Origin of the sequence: Streptomyces sp. P13-3-3 (genome assembly GCF_050571355.1) — a bacterium.
Lineage (GTDB): Bacteria > Actinomycetota > Actinomycetes > Streptomycetales > Streptomycetaceae > Streptomyces > Streptomyces althioticus.
Window position 1 is genome coordinate 4,666,861 of sequence record NZ_CP192228.1, and the last position, 20,769, is coordinate 4,687,629.

Here is a 20,769-nt window from a genome sequence, read left to right on the forward strand (position 1 = left end):
AACGGGCCGCTGCGCTGGCGGGCTCCCCCGGACCGGGGGTGTCCTGGATGGCGAGGCCCGCAGCGAAGCGCATGGGAGACCGTACTCGTGACCACCACCGGCTCCGATTCCACCTACGACCCCCCGGCGGACCCCGCCGCCTCCGCCGCGGCCGCGGCGGTCGAACAGACCCCGCCCCGCACGGACCGCCGCGTCGCCCTCGTCACCGGCGCGTCCTCGGGCATCGGCGCGGCCACCGCCCGGCGCTTCGCCGCCGGCGGGTGGCACCTGCTGCTCAGCGGACGCGACCGGCGGCGGCTGGAGGAGACCGCGTCCGGCACGTCCTCGGTCCTGCTGCCCGCCGACCTCGCCGCCCCGGACGGGGCGAAGATGCTGGCCGAGGCCGCGCTGCGGGAGGCCGGACGGATCGACCTGCTGGTCGCCGGGGCGGGCATCGGCTGGGCGGGCCCCTTCATGACCATGCCGCACACCGACATCGACCGCGTGCTCTTCCTCGACCTCAACGCCACCCTCCACCTCGTGCGCGAGGTGCTGCCCGCGATGGTGGCGGCCGGGAGCGGCCGGGTGGTGCTCGTCGGGTCGGTGGCCGGTGCGGTGGGCGTCCGCGAGGAGGCGGTGTACTCCGCCGCCAAGGCGGGCCTCGCCGCGTTCGCCGAGGCCCTGCGGCAGGAGCTGCGCGGCACCGGCGTCGGCGTCACGCTGGTCGTGCCCGGCCCCGTCGAGACGGGATTCTTCGCCCGTCGCGGCCGCCCCTACCACCGCTCCCACCCCCGCCCCACCTCGGCAGGACGCGTCGCGGCGGCCGTCTGGGACGCGGTGAGCGAGTCCCGCGACGACACGTACATCCCGTCATGGCTGACGCTCCCCTCCCGCGTGCGCGCGTTGACGCCGGGCCTGTACCGGAAGCTCTTGGACCGCTTCGGCTGAGTGTGCGTATGCTCCGCCGTGAGGCTCCGTGAGTGACCCGACCCGAACGGGCGAACCAGCTGGAACGTGAACGGGAGAACCCGTTCGAGGGGGCCGGACGCCGTGGGAAATCCGGCCACGGGGCCCCCTCCGCGGGCGCGCGTCACTCCGGGGGAGGTATGCGCGACCCGCGTGTGTGAGGCGGCTCTCAGCCGCTGAGCTTTGTTCGACCTCCACAAGCAGCAGGCCCTCTGAGCAGTCGGAACGCCTGCACGGCCCCCTGGTTCTGTTCAGTGCTACCAGGAAAACGTCCCGGAGACTGTGAGGAGTCGACGGCTCGCAATCGGCGGCGGGCTTCGTAAGGTCACTACATGACCGTTTTGGATGAGGCGCCGGGTGAGCCGACCGACGCGCGCGGACGCGTGGCCGAACTGCACGAGATCCGTGCGCAGGCTTTGGCCGGCCCGAGCGAGAAGGCGACCCAGGCGCAGCACGCCAAGGGCAAGCTGACCGCGCGGGAGCGCATCGAACTGCTGCTGGACGCCGGCTCCTTCCGTGAGGTCGAGCAGCTGCGCCGGCACCGGGCCACCGGTTTCGGTCTGGAGGAGAAGAAGCCCTACACCGACGGTGTGATCACCGGCTGGGGCACGGTGGAGGGGCGGACGGTCTTCGTCTACGCCCACGACTTCCGCATCTTCGGTGGCGCGCTGGGCGAGGCGCACGCCACGAAGATCCACAAGATCATGGACATGGCCATCGCGGCCGGTGCGCCGCTGGTGTCCCTGAACGACGGCGCCGGCGCCCGTATCCAGGAGGGCGTCTCGGCGCTGGCCGGGTACGGCGGCATCTTCCAGCGCAACACCAAGGCGAGCGGTGTCATCCCGCAGATCTCGGTGATGCTGGGCCCGTGTGCGGGCGGCGCCGCCTACAGCCCCGCCCTCACCGACTTCGTGTTCATGGTGCGGGACACCTCGCAGATGTTCATCACCGGCCCGGACGTGGTCAAGGCCGTGACAGGTGAGGAGATCACCCAGAACGGCCTGGGCGGCGCCGACGTCCACGCCGAGACGTCCGGGGTGTGTCACTTCGCCTACGACGACGAGGAGACGTGCATCGCCGAGGTGCGCTACCTCCTGTCCCTGCTGCCGCAGAACAACCGGGAGAACCCCCCGCGGGTCGACAGCTCCGACGCCGCGGAGCGCCGCAGCGAGGTGCTGCTGGACCTGGTCCCGGCCGACGGCAACCGCCCCTACGACATGGCGAAGGTCATCGAGGAGATCGTCGACGACGGCGAGTACCTCGAGGTCCACGAGCGCTGGGCGCGGAACATCATCTGCGCGCTGGCGCGGATGGACGGCCAGGTCGTGGGCATCGTCGCCAACCAGCCGCAGGCGCTGGCGGGCGTGCTGGACATCGAGGCCAGCGAGAAGGCCGCGCGTTTCGTGCAGATGTGCGACGCGTTCAACATCCCGATCCTGACCTTCCTGGACGTGCCCGGGTTCCTGCCGGGCGTGGACCAGGAGCACGGCGGCATCATCCGCCACGGCGCGAAGCTGCTGTACGCGTACTGCAACGCCACGGTGCCGCGGATCTCGCTGATCCTGCGCAAGGCGTACGGCGGCGCGTACATCGTCATGGACAGCCAGTCCATCGGCGCCGACCTGACCTACGCCTGGCCGACGAACGAGATCGCGGTGATGGGCGCGGAGGGCGCGGCCAACGTGATCTTCCGCCGGCAGATCGCCGAGGCCGAGGACCCCGAGGCCATGCGGGCGCGGATGGTCAAGGAGTACAAGTCCGAGCTGATGCACCCCTACTACGCCGCCGAGCGCGGTCTGGTCGACGACGTGATCGACCCGGCCGAGACCCGCGAGGTGCTGATCCGATCGCTGGCGATGCTGCAGACCAAGCACGCCGACCTGCCGTCGCGCAAGCACGGCAACCCGCCCCAGTAACTGGGAGAACTGACGATGACGACACCTGACATCCGTGTGGAGAAGGGGCATGCCGAGCCGGAGGAGGTCGCGGCGATCGCGGCGATCCTGATGGCCCGCGCCGCCAACGCGCCCGCCGCCGCTCCGGCGCACCGGGGCCGCCCCCGGGCGGGTTGGCGCCGCCTGGAACGCGAACCAGGCTTCCGAGCCCCTCACAGCTGGCGCTGACCCAAAGGGCCCCACCTTCCCCCGGAAGGCGGGGCCCTTCTGCAACCCCCTGAAGGGGCGCGGGGAACTGCGCGAGCAACCACGTACCACCCGCACCCGGCGGCGTCTCGGTGGCCCTTGGGGGGTGTCGCGCACCTCGGCGCCTACGAGGTACCGCCTGCGCCCACCCGTGCCGCCCTGGGGGTCCCCCCAGGCCCTTAAGGCTCTGGGGGAGGCACGACTGCCCGCAGGGCAGCAGGGGCGCGGGGAACTGCGCGACCAGCCACACACAACCCGCACCCACGGAAACAGCCCCCGTGCCACAAGGCACCGGGGGCTGTTCTCGCGCGGGAAGCGGCTAGCGCAACCGCGCCATCAGCGCATGCTCCACCAACGTGATGAGCGTCGACTTCGCGTCCGCCCGATGCCGCGCATCCGTCGTGATGATCGGCGTGTCCGGCCCGATCTGAAGAGCTTCCCGGACCTCGTCCGGCTGGTACGGCTGCTGTCCGTCGAAGCCGTTGAGGGCGATGACGAAGGGCAGTCCGCTGTTCTCGAAGTAGTCGACCGCGGGGAAGCAGTCGGCGAGGCGGCGGGTGTCGACGAGTACGACCGCGCCGATGGCGCCGCGCACGAGGTCGTCCCACATGAACCAGAAGCGGTCCTGGCCGGGGGTGCCGAACAGGTAGAGGATCAGGTCCTGGTCCAGGGTGATACGGCCGAAGTCCATGGCCACCGTGGTGGTGGTCTTGTCCCCGGTGTGGGTGAGGTCGTCGATGCCTGCCGAAGCAGACGTCATGACGGCCTCCGTGCGCAGCGGGTTGATCTCCGAAACGGCCCCGACGAACGTGGTCTTGCCCACGCCGAAGCCACCCGCCACCACGATCTTCGCCGAGGTGGTGGAGCGGGAAGGACCGCCGCTAGAGCTTGCGAAGTCCACTGAGCACCCTTTCGAGCAGTGTCACGTCTGGCTGGCCGCCGGCGTTCTCGTCGCCGCCGGGCTGATGGATGGCGACCAGTCCCGCCTCCGCCAAGTCGGCGACGAGGATCCTGGCCACGCCGAGAGGGATGGTCAGCAGGGCCGAGACCTCGGCCACCGACTTGATTTCCCGGCAGAGGTTGCAGATCCGCTGATGCTCGGGCAACTGGCCCTGCATCTGGTGCGGCTGCGCGGTGGTGTGCACCAGCGCCTCGATGGCGAGCTGGTACCGCGGCCTGGTGCGGCCGCCCGTCATCGCGTACGGGCGCACCAGGGGGTTGTTCGACGCCCCGGCGGGCGCCGCTTCGGGCGTCCGGCGCTGCGGCTGCACGGGCTGGATGCGCGGGCTGTGCGGCTGGTCGTACGGCGAGGGACCGGGGCCCTGTGGCGCGTACGGCTGACCGTGCTGCGGCGTGGAGGGGTAACCGTACCGGTTCTGGGAACCGTCGTTCTGGCCCTGGGCAGGGCCGTACGACCAGTTGCCCGCCGATGAACCGTCTGGGGGTGTTGCCACTTTCTCCTCCTCCGACTGTGCCTGGCACCCATCTGTGTGGAGCCGCGTCCCGAAACCTTACGGCCCCGGGACGCCATGTCGCACCGTCCGCTTGTCAGTTGAGAAGACTCCCCTGGAGCTCCGCTCGAAGGTCCGGCGTGAGGACCGTACCCGCTCGGTCGACCAGAAGGGCCATCTCGTAACCAATGAGACCGATGTCCGCCTCGGGATGTGCGAGAACCGCGAGGGACGAACCATCGGAAATGGACATGATGAAGAGGAATCCCCGCTCCATCTCCACAACCGTCTGGTTCACGCTGCCGCCCTCGAAGATGCGGGAGGCGCCTGCCGTCAGAGACGTCAGACCGGAGGCGACGGCCGCGAGCTGGTCGGCGCGGTCGCGGGGGAAGCCTTCGGACATCGCCAGAAGGAGTCCGTCGGCGGAGACCACCACCGTGTGGGACACCCCCGGGGTGTTGTCCACGAAGTTGGTGATCAACCAGTTCAGGTTCTGTGCCGCCTGGCTCATCGGGCTCACACTAACGCTCCTGGTTGTAGGTGCTGTCAGGACCGAAGCCCTGGCCGTTCGTTTCACTGCCTGCGGTGCGGCCTCGTTGGACACCGCGCCGCAGGTTGCTCAGCCTGCCCCGGACGTCCTCCGGGGCTCGGGAGACCTGTGGGCCCCCCTGGGGGGTCGTTTCGGCGGCTCCCTGGACCAGGTTGGCCTTCGGGACCCTCCGAGGCAGACCGGAGGAGGTCACTCCGCCTGCCTTGGGCTTCCGGAGCGCCGACGCCTGCTCCCAGCGCTCGTCGTTCGCCGAGCGCCAGGTGTCGTCGCCGTTGCTCTCCGTGGTGGTGGCCGGCGGCTCCTGGTCACGGCGCCCCGCGCCGCCCGTGCCGCCCGCGCCGTTCGCGGAGGATCCGCGACGCGGAAGCCCGGCATCGGTCAGCGCGTGGGAGTCGGAAGGAGCCGGTCCCGGACGGTCGAAGCCTACGCTGTCCGACTCGCGCGCGTCAGCGGCCTGCGAGGATTCCCCCTCCGGGGCCTGAGCAGGGTACTGGTCCTGGTAGCCGTTGCGGTAGCCGTCGTGCTGCGGCCAGTCGTCCTCCTGGCGCCGCTCGCCGAAGCCCGGGAACGAGCCCGTGGCGCCCGCGGGGGCCTGACCGCCCTGGCCCGGCTCGGCGTAGGAGCCGTTCCGGTAGTCGCCGTTCTGCGGGAACCCGCCGTTCTGCTGGAAGGCGTTCTGCGGCGGGTTGCCGTTCGGCGCGTAGTAGCCCTCGCCGTACGACTGCTGCTGCCGGTCGTCGTAGCCGCCCTGACCGCCGTCGTCGTACGCCTGCTGGTCGTACCCGCCGCCCTGCTGCTGGTCCTGGTAGTCGTTGTCGTAGCCCTGGGCGTCGTAGCCCTGGCCGTCGTCGAAGCCCTGCTGCTGCGCGGCGAACTCCTCGCGGTAGCCGCCCTGCTCGCCGCCGTCCTGGGCGTTCCCGGCGGTCAACTCGCCCTGCGGCGGCTGCGACTGGGACTCCAGGGCCGCGCGCCGCTCCTCGCGCAACAGGGACCGGCCGACCGGGTCCAGCTCGCGGATGTCGTCGGGGACGTCCGAGTAGCGGCTGTCGTCGAAGCCCAGCTCCTCGGCGGTGCGCATCGGCTGGCCGAAGTTCTCACCCTGGAAGTTCTGCTCCGGGATGATCTGCGAGACCGTGAACTCGTCCTGCACCGGGGCCGCCTCGCCGCCACCGCCGTGGGTGATGGCGTCCGGCAGCATGACCAGCGAGGTGGTGCCGGCCTGCTCGCCCGAGGGGCGGAGCTGGACGCGGATGCCGTGCCGGTCGGACAGCCGGCCGACCACGAACAGACCCATGCGCTGCGAGATCGCGGCGTCCACGGTCGGCGGGTTGGCCAGCTTGTGGTTGATGTCCGCGAAGTCCTCGGCGGTGAGGCCGATGCCCTTGTCGTGGATCTCGATCATGATGCGGCCGTCGGGCAGACGGGTCGCGGTGACGCGCACCTTCGTCTGCGGCGAGGAGAACGTGGTGGCGTTCTCCAGCAGCTCGGCGAGCAGGTGCACGAGGTCGGTGACCGCGCGGCCGTGGATCTCGGCGTCCGGCACGCCGGACAGCTCGATGCGCTCGTACTGCTCCACCTCGGAGGAGGCGGCGCGCAGCACGTCGACCAGCGGGACCGGCTGGTCCCAGCGGCGGCCCGGCTCCTCGCCGGCGAGGACCAGGAGGTTCTCGCCGTTGCGGCGCATACGGGTCGCGAGGTGGTCCAGCTTGAAGAGGTTCTCCAGCTGGTCCGGGTCGGCCTCGTTGTTCTCCAGGTCGGTGATCAGGGTCAGCTGGCCCTCGATCAGCGACTGGTTGCGGCGCGACAGGTTGGTGAAGATCGCGTTGATGTTGCCCCGCAGCAGGGCCTGCTCGGCGGCGAGCCGGACGGCCTCGCGGTGGACCTGGTCGAAGGCGCGGGCGACCTCGCCGATCTCGTCCGTGGAGTTGATCGGGATGGGCGCGACCTTGGTGTCCACCCGGCCCGGGTCGGTCCGGGAGAGCTGGTCGACCAGCATCGGCAGGCGCTGCTCGGCGATGCCGAAGGCGGCGTTGCGCAGCTGGCGCATCGACTGGCTCATCTGGCGGGCGACCATGCCGGCCAGGATGAACGCGGCGAGGAGCGCGAGGACGACCGCGGCGCCGGTGATGAAGGCGTCCCGCTGGGCGTCGGAGGCGATCTGCGAGGCCTCGTTCACGGCGGTGTCGGCGAGGTCGGACTCGATCTCGCGGTAGCCGTCGAACTTGAGGGTGTTCATCGCCCACCAGTTCTCGGGCGTGATGCCCTGGGCGGCGAGGTCCTCACGGGCGGCCTTGTCCGTGGTGGACAGACGGCCCAGCTCGGAGATCATCGTCTCCGGCTTGGCCGGCGGCGGGACGTAGTCCGGGTCGTTCTGCGCGGCGGCCTTCGACATGGCGGCGCCCTCGGCCTGGATGCGCGCGGCGACCTCTTCCAGCTTGGCGTTGTCCGCCTCGGTGCCGCCGCCCTTGTACTCGTCGAGAGCGATGTTCTCGAGGTAGGCGTACGACAGGAAGGCCACGCGCTGGCTGGCGAGCTGGCTGTCGGTCGGGCCCGGCTTCACCAGCAGGTGCATGCCGATGGAGCGCTCCAGCGACAGGGCGGCCTTGGTCAGCGAGATCGCGTAGACCGTACGTCCGTAGCTGGTGATGTTGCCGGTGCCGAGGCCGAGCTCGTTGGCGATCTCCATCAGGGGGTGGGCGACGGCGACGTAGCCCTCCTCCGTCTCGACGCCCTTGAGCTTGGAGGTGTAGGCGGCGGCGCGCAGCGCGGACAGCTTGGGCTCGGCCTCCTGGACGAGCTTGAGGCGGCGCTGCAGGCCGGGCTTGTCGGGCGCGCTCCGCGCGGCCTCGTCGAAGGCGTCGGCGGCCGCGTCGGTCGCCTCGCGCGCCTTGGAGACGTCCGGGTCGTCCTCGCCCTTGCCGCTCAGCAGCGGAACGGCGCTGACGTCGCGCTCGTTGTAGAGGGCGTTGGCGTACGTGAGGGAGGCCCGCACCAGGCGGGCGGTGTTCTCGGCGTCCTGCGCCTCGGTCCACGTGTCGATCGAGCTCTTCACCTGGAAGCTGCCCATGACGAGGCCGACCAGCACGGGTATGAGCAGGATCGCGTTGAGCCTCGTGGCCACACGCCAGTTCCGCGGGGACATACGTCCTCCGCTCTGTGCGGGCGCGGCCTTCGGCTCGGGACCGGGCACGGGGGCGGGCGCCGCTGTGCGCGGCGGCGGCGTGAAGTTGCCCCGGGCCGACGGCTCGGGACTGTTCTTGCTTCGCCTCACTCGACCAACAACCTCTCGGCGGTCGGCACCTTCGTCGTGCCGCAGTGTCTCAGAGCCCGGCATGCCATCGACTACTGAGTACGTCTTTGACCCATGGGCAGTTCAGGCATTCCAGCATGCCGACCAGCGCTCTTCCAAACATGGAAAGGCAGGGGTCCCGAGTGATGTAAGCCCTAGATAAAACGGTCATAAAGAGCGAGGGCCGCCAAATGGCGAGGTCTCCGTGCGCACAGTGGTACCGCGCGACCGCGTCGCGTGTCGGCCTCACCCGATTCCTCTGCCGAAACGTTATGAACACCGGGGCCGGCCGTGTCAAAGGACACAGCCGGCGCCGGTACATCTACGACAACCGCAGTATGCCGCTTTTGTTCTGCCGCTACCGGAGTCGTGCCATGAGCGCGTGCTCGACCAGGGTGATCAGCGCACTCTTGGCGTCCGCGCGATGACGGGCGTCCGTGGTGATGATCGGGGCGTCGGGTCCGATCTGCAGCGCCTCGCGCACTTCCTCCGGGGAGTACGGCTGCTGTCCGTCGAAGCCGTTGAGGGCGATGACGAAGGGCAGTCCGCTGTTCTCGAAGTAGTCGACCGCGGGGAAGCAGTCGGCGAGGCGGCGGGTGTCGACGAGTACGACCGCGCCGATGGCGCCGCGCACGAGGTCGTCCCACATGAACCAGAAGCGGTCCTGGCCGGGCGTGCCGAACAGGTAGAGGATCAGGTCCTGGTCCAGGGTGATACGGCCGAAGTCCATGGCCACCGTGGTGGTGGTCTTGTCCCCGGTGTGGGTGAGGTCGTCGATGCCTGCCGAAGCAGACGTCATGACGGCCTCCGTGCGCAGCGGGTTGATCTCCGAAACGGCCCCGACGAACGTGGTCTTGCCCACGCCGAAGCCACCCGCCACCACGATCTTCGCCGAGGTGGTCGCGCGGCTCTCGGAGACCGTCCCGCCGCTAGAGCTTGCGAAGTCCACTGAGCACCCTTTCGAGCAGTGTCACGTCCGGGGCGCCTGTCGCCTCGTCGCCGCCCGGCTGGTGCACGGCGACGAGTCCCGCCTCCGCCAGGTCCGCCACCAGGATCCGGGCGACGCCCAGCGGCATGTTGAGCAGTGCCGAGACCTCGGCGACCGACTTCACCTCTCGGCACAGGTGGCAGATGCGCTGGTGCTCGGGAAGGAGCCCCATGAGCGCTGCCGGGTCGGCCGTCGTACTGATGAGTGCCTCGATGGCCAGCTGGTAACGCGGCCTGGTCCGGCCGCCGGTCATCGCATACGGACGAACCAGCGGCTGGTCGCCCTCGTCCTCGTACGGCTCCGCGTACGGATCATGAGAGGCGGTGGGCGGGGTCATGAATCCTCCGGGCGGGACAGCGAGCGGTCAGTCAAGCTGTTTGATGGGGCCGGTGGGGGGAATTGTGGCGGCCGGACGGTGATTTGGTGAGACGGGTGGTGCCGGGGCCGTTCAGTGGAGCAGACTTCCCTGTAGCTCGGCGCGCAGGTCCGGGGTGAGGACCGCCCCCGCGCGGTCGACCAGGAGCGCCATCTCGTAGCCGACGAGGCCGATGTCGCACTCGGGGTGCGCGAGCACGGCGAGGGACGAGCCGTCGGAGACGGACATGAGGAAGAGGAATCCCCGCTCCATCTCCACGACCGTCTGAGCGACGTTGCCGCCCTCGAAGATCCGGGAGGCGCCGGCCGTCAGGGAGGTCAGCCCCGAGGCGACGGCCGCGAGCTGGTCCGCGCGGTCGCGCGGGAAGCCCTCGGAGAGCGCCAGGAGGAGACCGTCGGCGGACACGACGACGGTGTGGGACACACCTGGGGTGTTGTCCACGAAGTTGGTGATCAACCAGTTGAGGTTCTGTGCCGCCTGGCTCATCGGGCTCAACTAACGCTCCTGCTGGTGAGTGGGGTGCGGGAAGCTGCCGGTCTGTGAGGACCCGGCCTGACGACCCTGTGCGATACCCCGACGGAGATTGGTCAGCCGGCCGCGCACGTCATCGGGGGCGCGCGAGACCTGAGGACCGCTCTGGTGGTTCTGCTGCTGAGCCGTGCCCGGGACGAGGTTCGCCTTGGGCACCCGGCGCGGCAGGCCGGAGGTGGTGACGCCGCCCGCGGCCGGCTTGCGGACGCGTTCGGCCTGCTTGACGAGCTCGTCGTTGGGCGAGCTGCGCCAGGCGGCGTTGGACCGCTGCGAGCCGGTCGGGCTCTGCGGCTGCGGGGACTGCTGCGGCTGCTGGGGCTGCTGCGGGGCGGCCGGCGCGGAGCCGTTGCCCTGCTCCTGCGCACCGCCCTGGCCGCCGTGGAACCAGTTGGTCTCCAGCGTGTCGTACAGCGGCGTGCGGCCGTCGCCCGGGCCGGAGGCCGGGGGCAGCGCCCACTGGTCGGACGGCTGGCGCTGCTCCTGCTGCTGCGGGGGCTGCGGGCGCGGGGGGACGGGGCCGGCGGCGTGCGTGCCGTTCATCCGGGGACGCTCGAACTGGCCCGTGCCGGACGGGTCGGTGCCCGGGCGGCCGGGCAGCGCGAACTGGCCGGTCGAGCCGTTGTCCTGGCGCGGGGCCGGGTACTGGCCGGTGCCGTTGTCGTAGCCCTGCGGGGCGGGGAACTGGCCCGTGGCGGCCGGGTCCTGCGCGCCGGGACGGCCGCCCTGCGGGGTGCCGAAGATGTCACCGCGGACGAACTGGCCCGTGTTCGCGGCACCGTTGGCGCCGGGACGGCCGTACTGGCCGTTGTCCTGGCCGGGCGCCTGCTGACGCTCGTCGAAGCGGGGGATCTCCGCCGTGGCGCCGGGACCCTGACGGTCGTCGAAGCGCGGCATCGCGGCGGTGCGGGAGACGTCCGGCTCGTCGTGGCCGCGCGGGGCGTCCGTCGAGGGGCGCGGCGCCGGCGGCCGGGCGTTGTCGTCGCTCCAGCTCGGCGTGCGCTGCTGCTGGTCGCCGCCCGGCAGTTCCGGACGGGCGCCGCCGCGCGGCGGGAGCTGGGGACGGCGGCCGCGCTCGGGGGCGTTGCCCCGCTGCGGCGGCACCTGGCCCTGGTTCCCGGACGGAGGCGCGGCCTGAGGGGCGTTCGGGCCCTGCTGCTGCCCGAAGCCGGCGCCCGCCGGAGCGGGACGGCCCTGCGGGGGAGCGGAGGGAGCGCCCTGGTCGAAGAGGGAAGGAGTCTGGTTGCCCGCCGAGGGACCCTGCGGTCCCCGGCCGCCGGGACGGCCCGGGCCGTCCCGTCCGGGCAGCGCGGCCCGCGGGCCCTGACCGGCACCGAGGCGCCCGCCGGGCGCACCCGCGCCGAGCGAGCCGCCGCCGGACTGGCCGGCCCCGGCGGAGCGCCGCGCGGCGGCGGCGCCCGCGGCGGCCTGCGCGGCGGCCGGACCGCCCGCGCCACCCGGCTGGCCGGGCTTGCCCTGGGGCTTCTTGCCGCCCTGGGCGACGTCGACGGGCAGCATGACCAGCGCGGTCGTACCGCCGGAGTCGGACGGGCGGAGCTGGATGCGGATGCCGTGGCGCTGCGACAGACGGCCGACCACGAACAGACCCATGCGGCGGGAGACGGAGACGTCCACGGTGGGCGGCGAGGCGAGCCGCTCGTTGATCGCCGCGAGGTCCTCGGGGGACAGACCGATACCGGTGTCGTGGATCTCGATCAGCACCCGGCCGTCGGGCAGGGCGTGACCGGTGACCTTGACCTTGGTCTGCGGGGAGGAGAACGAGGTCGCGTTCTCCAGCAGCTCGGCGAGGAGGTGCACGAGGTCGTTGACCACGCGGCCGGCCACTTCGGTGGACGGCACCGCGGCCAGCTCGATGCGCTCGTACTGCTCCACCTCGGACGCGGCGGCGCGGAGCACGTCGACCAGCGGGACCGGACGGGTCCACCGGCGGCCGGGCTCCTCACCCGCGAGGACGAGGAGGTTCTCACCGTTACGGCGCATGCGGGTCGCGAGGTGGTCCAGCTTGAACAGCGAGGACAGCTGGTCCGGGTCGGCCTCGCGGGACTCGAGCTCGGAGATCAGCGACAGCTGGCGCTGGATCAGACCCTGGGAGCGGCGCGAGAGGTTGGTGAACATCGCGTTGACGTTGCCCCGCAGAAGGGCCTGCTCGGCGGCGAGGCGGACCGCCTCGCGGTGCACGTCGTCGAAGGCCGCGGCCACACGGCCGATCTCGTCACGGGAGTGCACACCGACCGACTCGACGGTGGTGTCCACGTCCTGCGGGTCCGACTCGGAGAGCTGCTTGACCAGATCGGGCAGGCGCTCCTGGGCGACCTTGGTCGCGGTCTCCTCCAGTCGGCGCAGCGACCGGATCATGGACCGGGCCACGACGAAGGCGCCGACGAGGGACACACCGAGCACGAGAAGGATCAGCGCACCGGAGATGATCGCGTCGCGCTCGGTGGCGTTGCGCAGCTCGCGGGCCTTCTGCTCCATCTCCTCGAGCAGCCTGAGCTCGATGTTCTTCATCTGCTGGATCTTGGTGGAGCTGTCGTCCAGCCAGTCGCGGTAGGAGCGCGCGCCCACCGACTGCAGACCGAACTCCGAGGCCACCGCGCGGCCGGCGTACTCGTCGGTCGCCTTGATCGTGGGGTTGCCCTCTTCGATGGGCAGCAGCAGCTCGGCGGCGGAGTCCTCGCCGTAGATGCTCTTGAAGGCGCGCAGCTCGGACTTCTGGCTCGCCAGCGCGGACTGCGCGTAGAGCCGGTCGTTCTCGGCGATCTTGCCCTTGGTGGTGTTGCTCGCGGGCAGCGCGGCGGCGAGAACCGCGCGCTGGACCGACGCGTACTCCTTGGCGGAGGAGAAGGACGACAGGGCACGCGTGCGCTGGATCATGTCGGGGTTGCTGGTCGCCTCCGCCATGTCCTGCGAGAGGTCGATCAGGTTCTCGATCAGGCGGTGGTAACCCTCGACGGTCTGCGTGGAGTTGCTCTCCTGCTGGAACGCCGTGTTGCGGATCTTGGCGAGCTCGCTCAGGTCGCCGGCCAGCTGGACGAGGTTGTCGCGGACGCCCTTGAGGTTGCCGTCCTTGCTCGCCGCGTCGATCTCCTCGGAGCTGTCGAGGAAGTTCGACATCGCGCGGTCGGTCTTCTCGCGGTAGCCCTTGACCGAGAAGTCCGTGCCCTTGCCGCCGTGCGCGAGCGGACCGGCCGACTGGTCGCGCTCCTCCTGGAGCGCGTGCGCCAGCTCGGTGGCCTGCTTGGTCATGTCCGTCAGCAGCTTCATGTTGTCGAGCTGCTGGATGTCGTCCATCGACTGCTGGATACGCAGCGCGCCGAGCGAGGTGGCCGCGACCACCGGCAGCGCGAGCAGCGACACCAGACGGGTCGAGATCCGCCAGTTGCGCAGGGCTATTCGCGAACCCGGGCCGGTCGGACCGGCGGGGGAGGCCGGCGGGGTGGCCGGGGGTGCGGACGGAGCGCCGGGGCGCTCGCCGCCGTTGCCACCGGGCGGGGTCGGCCCCTGGCTCTGGGCGTGCTGGGGCGAGGAGCTGACGGCCTTGGGGCCAGTCCCGCCCTGCGGCTCCGGCTCCGCCGAAGCGCTGCCATCCCTCTTGAAACGTCCCTGCACTAGCGTCGCAACCTCTGAACCAGGCGCCCCTCCGCGTGAACGGCGAGGCACGGTGTCGGCGTCATAGGGGCGCCCTGAATACGCCCCCGTGGTGGTCGTGATTGTCCGGCGCCGGTTCCCCCATCTCGCCGCCACTCGGCGCGTGGTCGCGCCCCCTGTGCGCCGGCTCGATCCCTGCGGCGGTCCGTGAGATTCCAGCACAGTGCCGGATCTCCAACAAGGCCCGTGGGCTTACCCGTGACATACGTGACAGCCCGTGCCCGCCGGATCACCGGTCGTAGAACGGGATCTTGTTCATTTCGGGCATACCTGCCCGGACCGGCGGTGGCGGGTCGGTGTCCCAGTCGGCATGATCAGGAGCGGAATGGTCGCTTCAGGGGGTCAATGTCCGATTCCGGTCACCGTGGAGCGCGTCCGGGATGCCCGGAATGTCAATCGGATCGTGAGCAAACTCACACCGAGATCACCGCTCCCCGCCCCGGGCCGCCGGGAATTGAATGTTTAGCCTGACGCTTTACAGGGATGGCAGAACTGACAACCCGCGCCCGTCCGAGGTTCTTCCCGGACCTCCGGGCGCCCGTGCACAGGACAGGGTCAAGTAAACAGTGAAGACGACGACGATGTTCCACAAGATCGCCAACCCGCGGCGCACCACGCTCGCGCACCTCGACGGTGCCGACGATCTGCAGAAGCCGGTCCAGCAGGAGCACTCCGTCGAACTCCCGGCCCAGACAGCCAACCCCAAGCGCACCGTCCTCATGGAGATCCCGGCCACGGCAGACGCCGCGCACTGACACCGGTTCATACGGGCGACGCCCGCGAAACGCTCAACGCGCGCCGCGCACCGACGAGGGGCGCCCCACCGGCCGAGGTGGGGCGGCCCTCGTCGGTGCGCCGGGCCGGGACCCCTGCGCGTTAGCCTGGAGCGTCAGACTCCAGCCGCTTCAGTCAAGGGGACCAGCATCCCGTGCGCATCGCCAGATTCTCCATCGACGGGAACGTCGCCTTCGGCGCGGTCGAGGGCGAGAAGCAGGACGAGCTCGTCCTGGACATCATCAAGGGCATCCCGTTCGCGGACTTCGAGCTGTCCGGCACCAAGGTCCCGGTGAGCAAGGTCAGGCTGCTGCCCCCGGTGCTCCCCAACAAGGTGGTGGCCTTCGGGCGCAACTACGCGGACCACGCGAAGGAGATGGGCAACGAGGTGCCCGACGCCCCCTTCGCCTTCTTCAAGCCCGCCACCTCGGTCGTCGGCCCCGGCGACGAGATCCAGTACCCCTCCTTCTCGCAGGACGTGCACCACGAGGCCGAGCTCGCCGTCGTCATCGGCCGGCTCTGCCGCGAGGTCCCGCGCGAGCGCGTGAAGGACGTGATCTTCGGCTACACCTGCGCCAACGACATCACCGCGCGTGACGTCCAGAAGCGGGAGAAGCAGTGGGCGCGGGCCAAGGGCTTCGACACCTCCTGCCCGCTCGGGCCCTGGGTGGAGACCGAACTGGACCCGCACGACCTGACGATCCAGCTCACGGTCAACGGCGGCCAGCGCCAGCTCGGCCGCACCAGCGAGATGATCCACTCCATCGAGGACCTGATCGTCAACATCTCCGAGGCCATGACCCTGCTCCCGGGCGACGTCATCCTCACGGGCACCCCGGCTGGGGTCGGCCCCCTCCACGTCGGCGACGAGGTCGCCGTCACCATCGAAGGCATCGGCACTCTCACCAACAAGGTTGTCAAGCGTGGCTAGCGCATCCGGCTCCTCCGTACGCGTCCGTTTCTGTCCCTCGCCCACCGGTAACCCCCACGTGGGCCTGGTCCGCACCGCCCTGTTCAACTGGGCGTTCGCCAAGCACCACGGCGGCACCCTGGTCTTCCGCATCGAGGACACCGACGCGGCCCGCGACTCCGAGGAGTCCTACAACCAGCTGCTGGACTCCATGCGCTGGCTGGGCTTCGACTGGGACGAGGGCCCCGAGGTCGGCGGCCCGCACGCGCCGTACCGCCAGTCGCAGCGCATGGACATCTACCAGGACGTCGCGCGCAAGCTCCTGGACGGCGGTCACGCCTACCACTGCTACTGCTCCCAGGAGGAGCTGGACACCCGCCGCGAGGCCGCCCGCGCCGCCGGCAAGCCGTCCGGCTACGACGGCCACTGCCGCGAGCTCACCGCCGCGCAGGTCGAGGAGTACACGGCGCAGGGCCGCGAGCCGATCGTCCGCTTCCGGATGCCCGACGAGCCGCTGACCTTCACCGACCTCGTCCGCGGCGAGATCACCTACCTGCCGGAGAACGTGCCGGACTACGGCATCGTGCGCGCCAACGGCGCCCCGCTGTACACGCTGGTCAACCCGGTCGACGACGCCCTGATGGAGATCACCCACGTCCTGCGCGGCGAGGACCTGCTCTCCTCCACCCCGCGCCAGATCGCCCTGTACAAGGCGCTGATCGAGCTGGGCGTCGCCAAGGAGATCCCCGCCTTCGGCCACCTGCCGTACGTGATGGGCGAGGGCAACAAGAAGCTCTCCAAGCGCGACCCGCAGTCCTCGCTCAACCTCTACCGCGAGCGCGGCTTCCTGCCCGAGGGCCTGCTCAACTACCTCTCCCTGCTCGGCTGGTCGCTCTCCGCCGACCAGGACGTCTTCTCGGTCGAGGAGATGGTCGCCGCCTTCGACGTCACCGACGTCAACCCCAACCCGGCGCGCTTCGACCTCAAGAAGTGCGAGGCGATCAACGCCGACCACATCCGGATGCTCGACGTGAAGGACTTCGCCGAGCGCTGCCGCCCCTGGCTCCGGGCCCCCCACGCCCCCTGGGCGCCGGAAGCCTTCGACGAGACCAAGTGGCAGGCGATCGCCCCGCACGCCCAGACCCGCCTCAAGGTGCTCTCCGAGATCACCGACAACGTCGACTTCCTGTTCCTGCCGGAGCCGGTCTTCGACGAGGCGTCCTGGAACAAGGCGATGAAGGAGGGCTCCGACGCCCTGCTGGGCACCGCCCGGGACAACCTGGAGGCCGCCGACTGGACCTCCGCCGAGTCGCTGAAGGAGGCCGTCCTGGCCGCCGGCGAGGCCCACGGCCTCAAGCTCGGCAAGGCGCAGGCCCCCGTCCGCGTCGCCGTCACCGGCCGCACCGTCGGCCTGCCGCTCTTCGAGTCCCTCGAGGTGCTGGGCAAGGAGAAGTCCCTGGCCCGCATCGACGCGGCCCTGGCGAGGCTCGCCGGCTGACCGCGCACCCGCCGCGCAGGGGCGGCCCCCGGACGTGATCCGGGGGCCGCCCCTCGGCGTTCCCCGGTGCCCTCCGGTCCGTCCCGGTACCGTCGGTGGCATGGACATCCGCGCCGTGGTCTGGGACGTCGACGACACGCTGTTCGACTACACCACCGCCGACCGGGAGGGCATGCGCGCCCATCTGGCCGCCGAGGGGCTGCTCGCCGGGTACGGCTCCGTGGAGGAGGCGCTGGCGCGCTGGCGGGAGATCACCGACCGGCAGTGGGCGCGGTTCGCCGCCGGCGAGGTGGACTTCGAGACCCAGCGCCGCGACCGCACCCGGGTGTTCCTCGGGCGCGAGCTCACCGACGCCGAGGCGGACGACTGGTTCGACCGCTACCTGGTCCACTACGAGTCCGCCTGGAGCCTGTTCCCGGACGTGCTCCCCGTGCTGGACGCCCTCGCCGCCAGCCACCGGCACGCGGTGCTCTCCAACTCCAGCCTGCACGTACAGGACCGCAAGCTGCGGGTGCTGGGCGTGCACGACCGCTTCGAGGCGATCCTGTGCGCCGCCGAGCTGGGCGTCTCCAAGTCGGAGCCCGAGGCCTTCCTGGCCGCCTGCGACGCCCTCGCCCTGCCCCCGGGACAGGTCGCCTACGTCGGGGACCACCCGGAGATCGACGGCCGGGGCGCCGCCGAGGCCGGGCTGCTCTCGGTGTGGATCGACCGCGCCGACGCCCACGCGACCCTGGAACCGCCGACCGGTCCGCGCCGCATCGCGTCCCTCGCCGAACTGCCCTCCTTGCTGCGCGGCGATACTCGTTTTGGAGCGTCGTCGTCCTTCAGGTAATGTTCTTCCTGCGCCGCGGGGAGCGGGCCGGAAGGCCGGAGCCCCGAAGCGCAGAACTAGAACAAGGTCCCCTCCGGGGCTTGCGTTCCAGTGGCCTATGGTGTAATTGGCAGCACGACTGATTCTGGTTCAGTTAGTCTTGGTTCGAGTCCAGGTAGGCCAGCTCGCAGAGCTCATCTGCACCCGCGGATCTCATCCGCAAGCCCCCGTTGTGTAGCGGCCTAGCACGCTGCCCTCTCAAGGCAGTAGCGCCGGTTCGAATCCGGTCGGGGGTACAGATCCATCCCGCGAGGACGGTCAGGGTAGCTCCCGCTGATCTCGCGGTGACAACATCCGGTTACCGCCGGGTGGGGATCGCTAGGGCCCCCGTTGTGTAGCGGCCTAGCACGCCGCCCTCTCAAGGCGGTAGCGCCGGTTCGAATCCGGTCGGGGGTACTGACTGGTCTAAACCATCATTGGTCTATGGTGTAATTGGCAGCACGACTGATTCTGGTTCAGTTAGTCTTGGTTCGAGTCCAGGTAGACCAGCAGGATCTGCGGAAACGCGTGATCCACGCCCCCGTTGTGTAGCGGCCTAGCACGCCGCCCTCTCAAGGCGGTAGCGCCGGTTCGAATCCGGTCGGGGGTACACCGGCGAAAGCCCTCCACCTCGGTGGGGGGCTTTCGTGCTGTCCGTCACTCGATGCCGTACCGACGGGCCGACTCCTCCTCCTGCGCCAGCCGGTGCAGCGCGCGCAGCACCGGCTCGAACAGCACCGCGGACGCCACGGCCACCTCCACCTGCTCCTTCAGTGAGTCGTACGTCTCCATGAAGTCGAGCTGCCGGGACGCCACCTGGTGCATCAGCCCCGCGTACGGCGCCATCAGCTCCGCGTCCCAGGGATAGCCGAGCCGCCGCAGTGTGGCGACCGCCACCACCAGCGAGCGGTGCACGGGGGAGAGGGAGGACAGCTCCCGGGAGGTCTCCCAGCCCAGCGTCTCCAGCAGGCGGTCCACCTCCGCGGCGGCCGCCACCACGTCCGGGTCGTCCTCGTCCGGCTCCGGTTCCTGCGGCAGCGCCCACAGCGCCGCGCCCAGGCGGATCGTGCGGCCCAGCGAGTCGTCGTCGATGTGGCTCAGCACCTCACGGGCCCTGGCCACCGGGATGCCGCCGACCTGGATCAGCGCGCGCACCAGCCGCAGCCGGCGCAGGTGCTCCTCGTCGTAGTCGGCCGTGGTCGCGTTGACGCGGCGGCCGGGCGGCAGCAGTCCCTCGCGCAGGTAGTACTTGATCGTCGCGGTGGACACACCGCTGCGTTCGCTCAGTTCAGCCAGCCGCACCTCTTGCGCCTTCCTTGGGATAGCGAGACTATCCAAGAGTTCTCCAGGGAACCCGTCCAGGCCACCCTATGGATTCGGGAGTACGACATGCGGCGCAGGTTCGCGGTCGCCGAGCGCACCACCGCGGCGGCGGAGGGCGACGTCGTCGTCCTGCTGATCGGCATGCGGATCAACCACTTCTGGGCCGTGCACCACTGGCTGCCCGTGCTCGCCTCCATGCCGCGCATGCTGCGCGAACTCGGCAAGCGCCCGGAGAGCGGCCTGCTGAACCACATCCTGCTCACGGCCTCCCCGCGGACCTACTACGTCGTCCAGTACTGGGAGTCCAAGGAGAAGCTCTACGCCTACGCGCACGCCCCGGGCACGGTCCACCACCGCGCGTGGACGTTCGTCAACGGCAAGGAGCGGCAGGGCAAGGTGCGGGGCCACGTCGGGCTGTGGCACGAGGCGTACGTGGTGCCGCAGGGCAACTACGAGGCGATCTACGCCGACATGCCGGCGTTCGGACTCGCCGCCGCGCACGGGCAGATCGCGCTGGAGAAGCGCGGGCGGCGCGCCAAGGACCGGTTCGCGTACCGGCCGGAGCGGCCCGCACGGCCGGAAGCGGCGGAAAAGACCGCGCCGTCGGCGGTGGCCGACGGCGCGTGAGACGGGAGAGGGGGTCCGCCGCGGCGTTGAGGCGGACCCGTTCCCGCGGGGCGGGTGGGTGGACGTGAACCTGGAGGAAGCGCTCAGGAGCGCCGGAGCGCCTCGGAAAGGCGGCCGGCGGCGTCGATGACGGCCTGGGCGTGCATCCGGCCCGGGTGGCGCGTCAGCCGCTCGATGGGGCCGGACACCGACACGGCGGCCACCACACGGTTCGACGGACCGCGCACCGGCGCCGAGACGGACGCCACGCCCGGCTCGCGCTCGCCGATCGACTGCGCCCAGCCGCGGCGCCGTACGCCGGAGAGGGCCGTGGCCGTGAACCGGGCGCCCTGGAGGCCGCGGTGCAGCCGCTCGGGCTCCTCCCAGGCCATGAGGATCTGCGCCGACGAACCGGCCTTCATGGTGAGCGTGGAGCCCACCGGGACCGTGTCCCGCAGACCGGACAGGCGCTCCGCCGCGGCCACGCAGATGCGCATGTCGCCCTGGCGGCGGTAGAGCTGGGCGCTCTCTCCCGTCACGTCGCGCAGGTGCGTGAGCACCGGGCCCGCCGTGGCGAGCAGCCGGTCCTCGCCCGCGGCCGCGGCCAGTTCGGCAAGGCGCGGGCCGAGGATGAACCGCCCCTGCATGTCACGCGCCACCATGCGGTGGTGCTCCAGCGCCACCGCGAGACGGTGGGCCGTGGGTCGTGCCAGTCCGGTGGCACCGACCAACCCCGCGAGGGTGGCCGGGCCGGACTCCAGGGCGCTCAGGACGAGTGCTGCCTTGTCCAGAACGCCGACGCCGCTACTGTTGTCCATGCAACGATACTTGCGTCTCACTCTGTGAAACGCAAGTTCAATTTCTCGTGGAA

General features: G+C 70.7%; 18 protein-coding genes and 5 tRNA genes. 13 read left to right on the forward strand and 10 right to left on the reverse strand.

The features are described 5' to 3' along the window. Nucleotides 1-87: 87 nt before the first annotated feature. From ACQZOG_RS21430 to ACQZOG_RS21440, 3 genes are all read left to right on the forward strand, one after another. Nucleotides 88-927, forward strand: coding sequence for an SDR family NAD(P)-dependent oxidoreductase (locus ACQZOG_RS21430; protein ID WP_058917007.1), 840 nt, complete (start codon nt 88-90; stop codon nt 925-927). Nucleotides 928-1,277: 350 nt separating this feature from the next. After that, on the forward strand, nt 1,278-2,861 hold the full coding sequence (locus tag ACQZOG_RS21435; RefSeq protein WP_193456512.1) for an acyl-CoA carboxylase subunit beta: 1,584 nt from the start codon (nt 1,278-1,280) through the stop codon (nt 2,859-2,861). A 15-nt stretch (nt 2,862-2,876) separates the two neighbouring features. Beyond that, nucleotides 2,877-3,068, forward strand: coding sequence for an acyl-CoA carboxylase subunit epsilon (locus tag ACQZOG_RS21440; RefSeq protein WP_033275972.1), 192 nt, complete (start codon nt 2,877-2,879; stop codon nt 3,066-3,068). Nucleotides 3,069-3,405: 337 nt separating this feature from the next. On the opposite strand, the gene ACQZOG_RS21445 is transcribed toward ACQZOG_RS21440, so the two are convergent. From ACQZOG_RS21445 to ACQZOG_RS21480, 8 genes are all read right to left on the reverse strand, one after another. Beyond that, nucleotides 3,406-3,987 (reverse strand): GTP-binding protein, encoded by a 582-nt coding sequence (locus ACQZOG_RS21445; protein ID WP_026084856.1) that lies wholly within the window; start codon nt 3,985-3,987, stop codon nt 3,406-3,408. Continuing rightward, nucleotides 3,968-4,540 carry a DUF742 domain-containing protein gene (locus tag ACQZOG_RS21450; RefSeq protein WP_033278186.1) on the reverse strand — a complete coding sequence of 191 codons (573 nt, stop codon included), beginning with the start codon at nt 4,538-4,540 and terminating at the stop codon, nt 3,968-3,970. Before ACQZOG_RS21450 ends, ACQZOG_RS21445 begins: the two co-directional genes overlap by 20 nt. Nucleotides 4,541-4,634: 94 nt before the next feature. Beyond that, a complete protein-coding gene (locus tag ACQZOG_RS21455) occupies nt 4,635-5,048 on the reverse strand; it encodes a roadblock/LC7 domain-containing protein (protein ID WP_004983065.1) in 414 nt (137 codons plus the stop codon). A 10-nt stretch (nt 5,049-5,058) separates the two neighbouring features. Further along, nucleotides 5,059-8,358 (reverse strand): sensor histidine kinase, encoded by a 3,300-nt coding sequence (locus ACQZOG_RS21460; RefSeq protein WP_430741728.1) that lies wholly within the window; start codon nt 8,356-8,358, stop codon nt 5,059-5,061. Nucleotides 8,359-8,734: 376 nt separating this feature from the next. Then, nucleotides 8,735-9,325 (reverse strand): GTP-binding protein, encoded by a 591-nt coding sequence (locus ACQZOG_RS21465; protein ID WP_037641771.1) that lies wholly within the window; start codon nt 9,323-9,325, stop codon nt 8,735-8,737. After that, on the reverse strand, nt 9,306-9,701 hold the full coding sequence (locus tag ACQZOG_RS21470; protein ID WP_006130593.1) for a DUF742 domain-containing protein: 396 nt from the start codon (nt 9,699-9,701) through the stop codon (nt 9,306-9,308). The genes ACQZOG_RS21465 and ACQZOG_RS21470 overlap by 20 nt, the downstream gene beginning before the upstream one ends. 111 nt (nt 9,702-9,812) lie before the next feature. Beyond that, nucleotides 9,813-10,226, reverse strand: a complete 414-nt coding sequence (locus ACQZOG_RS21475; RefSeq protein ID WP_004983056.1) for a roadblock/LC7 domain-containing protein — start codon at nt 10,224-10,226, stop codon at nt 9,813-9,815. 9 nt (nt 10,227-10,235) lie between these two features. After that, the gene (locus ACQZOG_RS21480) at nt 10,236-13,898 is read right to left on the reverse strand and encodes a nitrate- and nitrite sensing domain-containing protein (RefSeq protein ID WP_193456583.1); all 3,663 of its coding nucleotides are present in this window, start codon (nt 13,896-13,898) and stop codon (nt 10,236-10,238) included. Between the two features lie 605 nt (nt 13,899-14,503). Here ACQZOG_RS21480 and ACQZOG_RS21485 point away from each other — a divergent pair. The 9 genes from ACQZOG_RS21485 (at nt 14,504) to ACQZOG_RS21525 (ending at nt 18,579) form a co-directional block, all read left to right on the forward strand. Further along, nucleotides 14,504-14,692, forward strand: a complete 189-nt coding sequence (locus ACQZOG_RS21485; RefSeq protein ID WP_033275872.1) for a hypothetical protein — start codon at nt 14,504-14,506, stop codon at nt 14,690-14,692. 173 nt (nt 14,693-14,865) lie between these two features. Next, nucleotides 14,866-15,642, forward strand: a complete 777-nt coding sequence (locus ACQZOG_RS21490; RefSeq protein WP_033275873.1) for a fumarylacetoacetate hydrolase family protein — start codon at nt 14,866-14,868, stop codon at nt 15,640-15,642. Continuing rightward, nucleotides 15,635-17,119, forward strand: coding sequence for a glutamate--tRNA ligase (gene gltX, locus ACQZOG_RS21495; protein ID WP_193456582.1), 1,485 nt, complete (start codon nt 15,635-15,637; stop codon nt 17,117-17,119). Before ACQZOG_RS21490 ends, gltX begins: the two co-directional genes overlap by 8 nt. Nucleotides 17,120-17,219: 100 nt before the next feature. Beyond that, nucleotides 17,220-17,951 (forward strand): HAD family hydrolase, encoded by a 732-nt coding sequence (locus ACQZOG_RS21500; RefSeq protein WP_037641781.1) that lies wholly within the window; start codon nt 17,220-17,222, stop codon nt 17,949-17,951. Nucleotides 17,952-18,042: 91 nt separating this feature from the next. Continuing rightward, a tRNA-Gln gene (locus ACQZOG_RS21505) sits at nt 18,043-18,114 on the forward strand. A 39-nt stretch (nt 18,115-18,153) separates the two neighbouring features. After that, nucleotides 18,154-18,226 (forward strand) — tRNA-Glu (locus ACQZOG_RS21510). An 87-nt stretch (nt 18,227-18,313) separates the two neighbouring features. Further along, nucleotides 18,314-18,386, forward strand: a tRNA-Glu gene (locus ACQZOG_RS21515). Between the two features lie 21 nt (nt 18,387-18,407). Next, nucleotides 18,408-18,479 (forward strand) — tRNA-Gln (locus ACQZOG_RS21520). A 27-nt stretch (nt 18,480-18,506) separates the two neighbouring features. Further along, a tRNA-Glu gene (locus ACQZOG_RS21525) sits at nt 18,507-18,579 on the forward strand. A gap of 47 nt (nt 18,580-18,626) precedes the next feature. On the opposite strand, the gene ACQZOG_RS21530 is transcribed toward ACQZOG_RS21525, so the two are convergent. Further along, nucleotides 18,627-19,271, reverse strand: a complete 645-nt coding sequence (locus tag ACQZOG_RS21530) for a MerR family transcriptional regulator (protein ID WP_033275876.1) — start codon at nt 19,269-19,271, stop codon at nt 18,627-18,629. Nucleotides 19,272-19,358: 87 nt separating this feature from the next. Between ACQZOG_RS21530 and ACQZOG_RS21535 the strand changes: the two genes are divergently transcribed. Beyond that, nucleotides 19,359-19,919, forward strand: a complete 561-nt coding sequence (locus tag ACQZOG_RS21535; RefSeq protein ID WP_033275877.1) for a DUF4188 domain-containing protein — start codon at nt 19,359-19,361, stop codon at nt 19,917-19,919. Between the two features lie 83 nt (nt 19,920-20,002). On the opposite strand, the gene ndgR is transcribed toward ACQZOG_RS21535, so the two are convergent. After that, nucleotides 20,003-20,716: an IclR family transcriptional regulator NdgR gene (gene ndgR / locus ACQZOG_RS21540; RefSeq protein WP_004924944.1), complete on the reverse strand. Its 714-nt coding sequence runs from the start codon at nt 20,714-20,716 to the stop codon at nt 20,003-20,005. Nucleotides 20,717-20,769 lie beyond the last annotated feature (53 nt).

Excerpts from the sequence above, each read along its gene's own strand:
- ACQZOG_RS21535 (WP_033275877.1), top strand. The coding sequence starts at position 19,359 with ATGCGGCGCAGGTTCGCGGTCGCCGAGCGCACCACCGCGGCGGCGGAG.
- ACQZOG_RS21470 (WP_006130593.1), bottom strand. The coding sequence starts at position 9,701 with ATGACCCCGCCCACCGCCTCTCATGATCCGTACGCGGAGCCGTACGAG.
- ndgR (WP_004924944.1), bottom strand. The coding sequence starts at position 20,716 with ATGGACAACAGTAGCGGCGTCGGCGTTCTGGACAAGGCAGCACTCGTC.
- ACQZOG_RS21435 (WP_193456512.1), top strand. The coding sequence starts at position 1,278 with ATGACCGTTTTGGATGAGGCGCCGGGTGAGCCGACCGACGCGCGCGGA.
- ACQZOG_RS21500 (WP_037641781.1), top strand. The coding sequence starts at position 17,220 with ATGGACATCCGCGCCGTGGTCTGGGACGTCGACGACACGCTGTTCGAC.
- ACQZOG_RS21440 (WP_033275972.1), top strand. The coding sequence starts at position 2,877 with ATGACGACACCTGACATCCGTGTGGAGAAGGGGCATGCCGAGCCGGAG.
- ACQZOG_RS21455 (WP_004983065.1), bottom strand. The coding sequence starts at position 5,048 with ATGAGCCAGGCGGCACAGAACCTGAACTGGTTGATCACCAACTTCGTG.
- ACQZOG_RS21475 (WP_004983056.1), bottom strand. The coding sequence starts at position 10,226 with ATGAGCCAGGCGGCACAGAACCTCAACTGGTTGATCACCAACTTCGTG.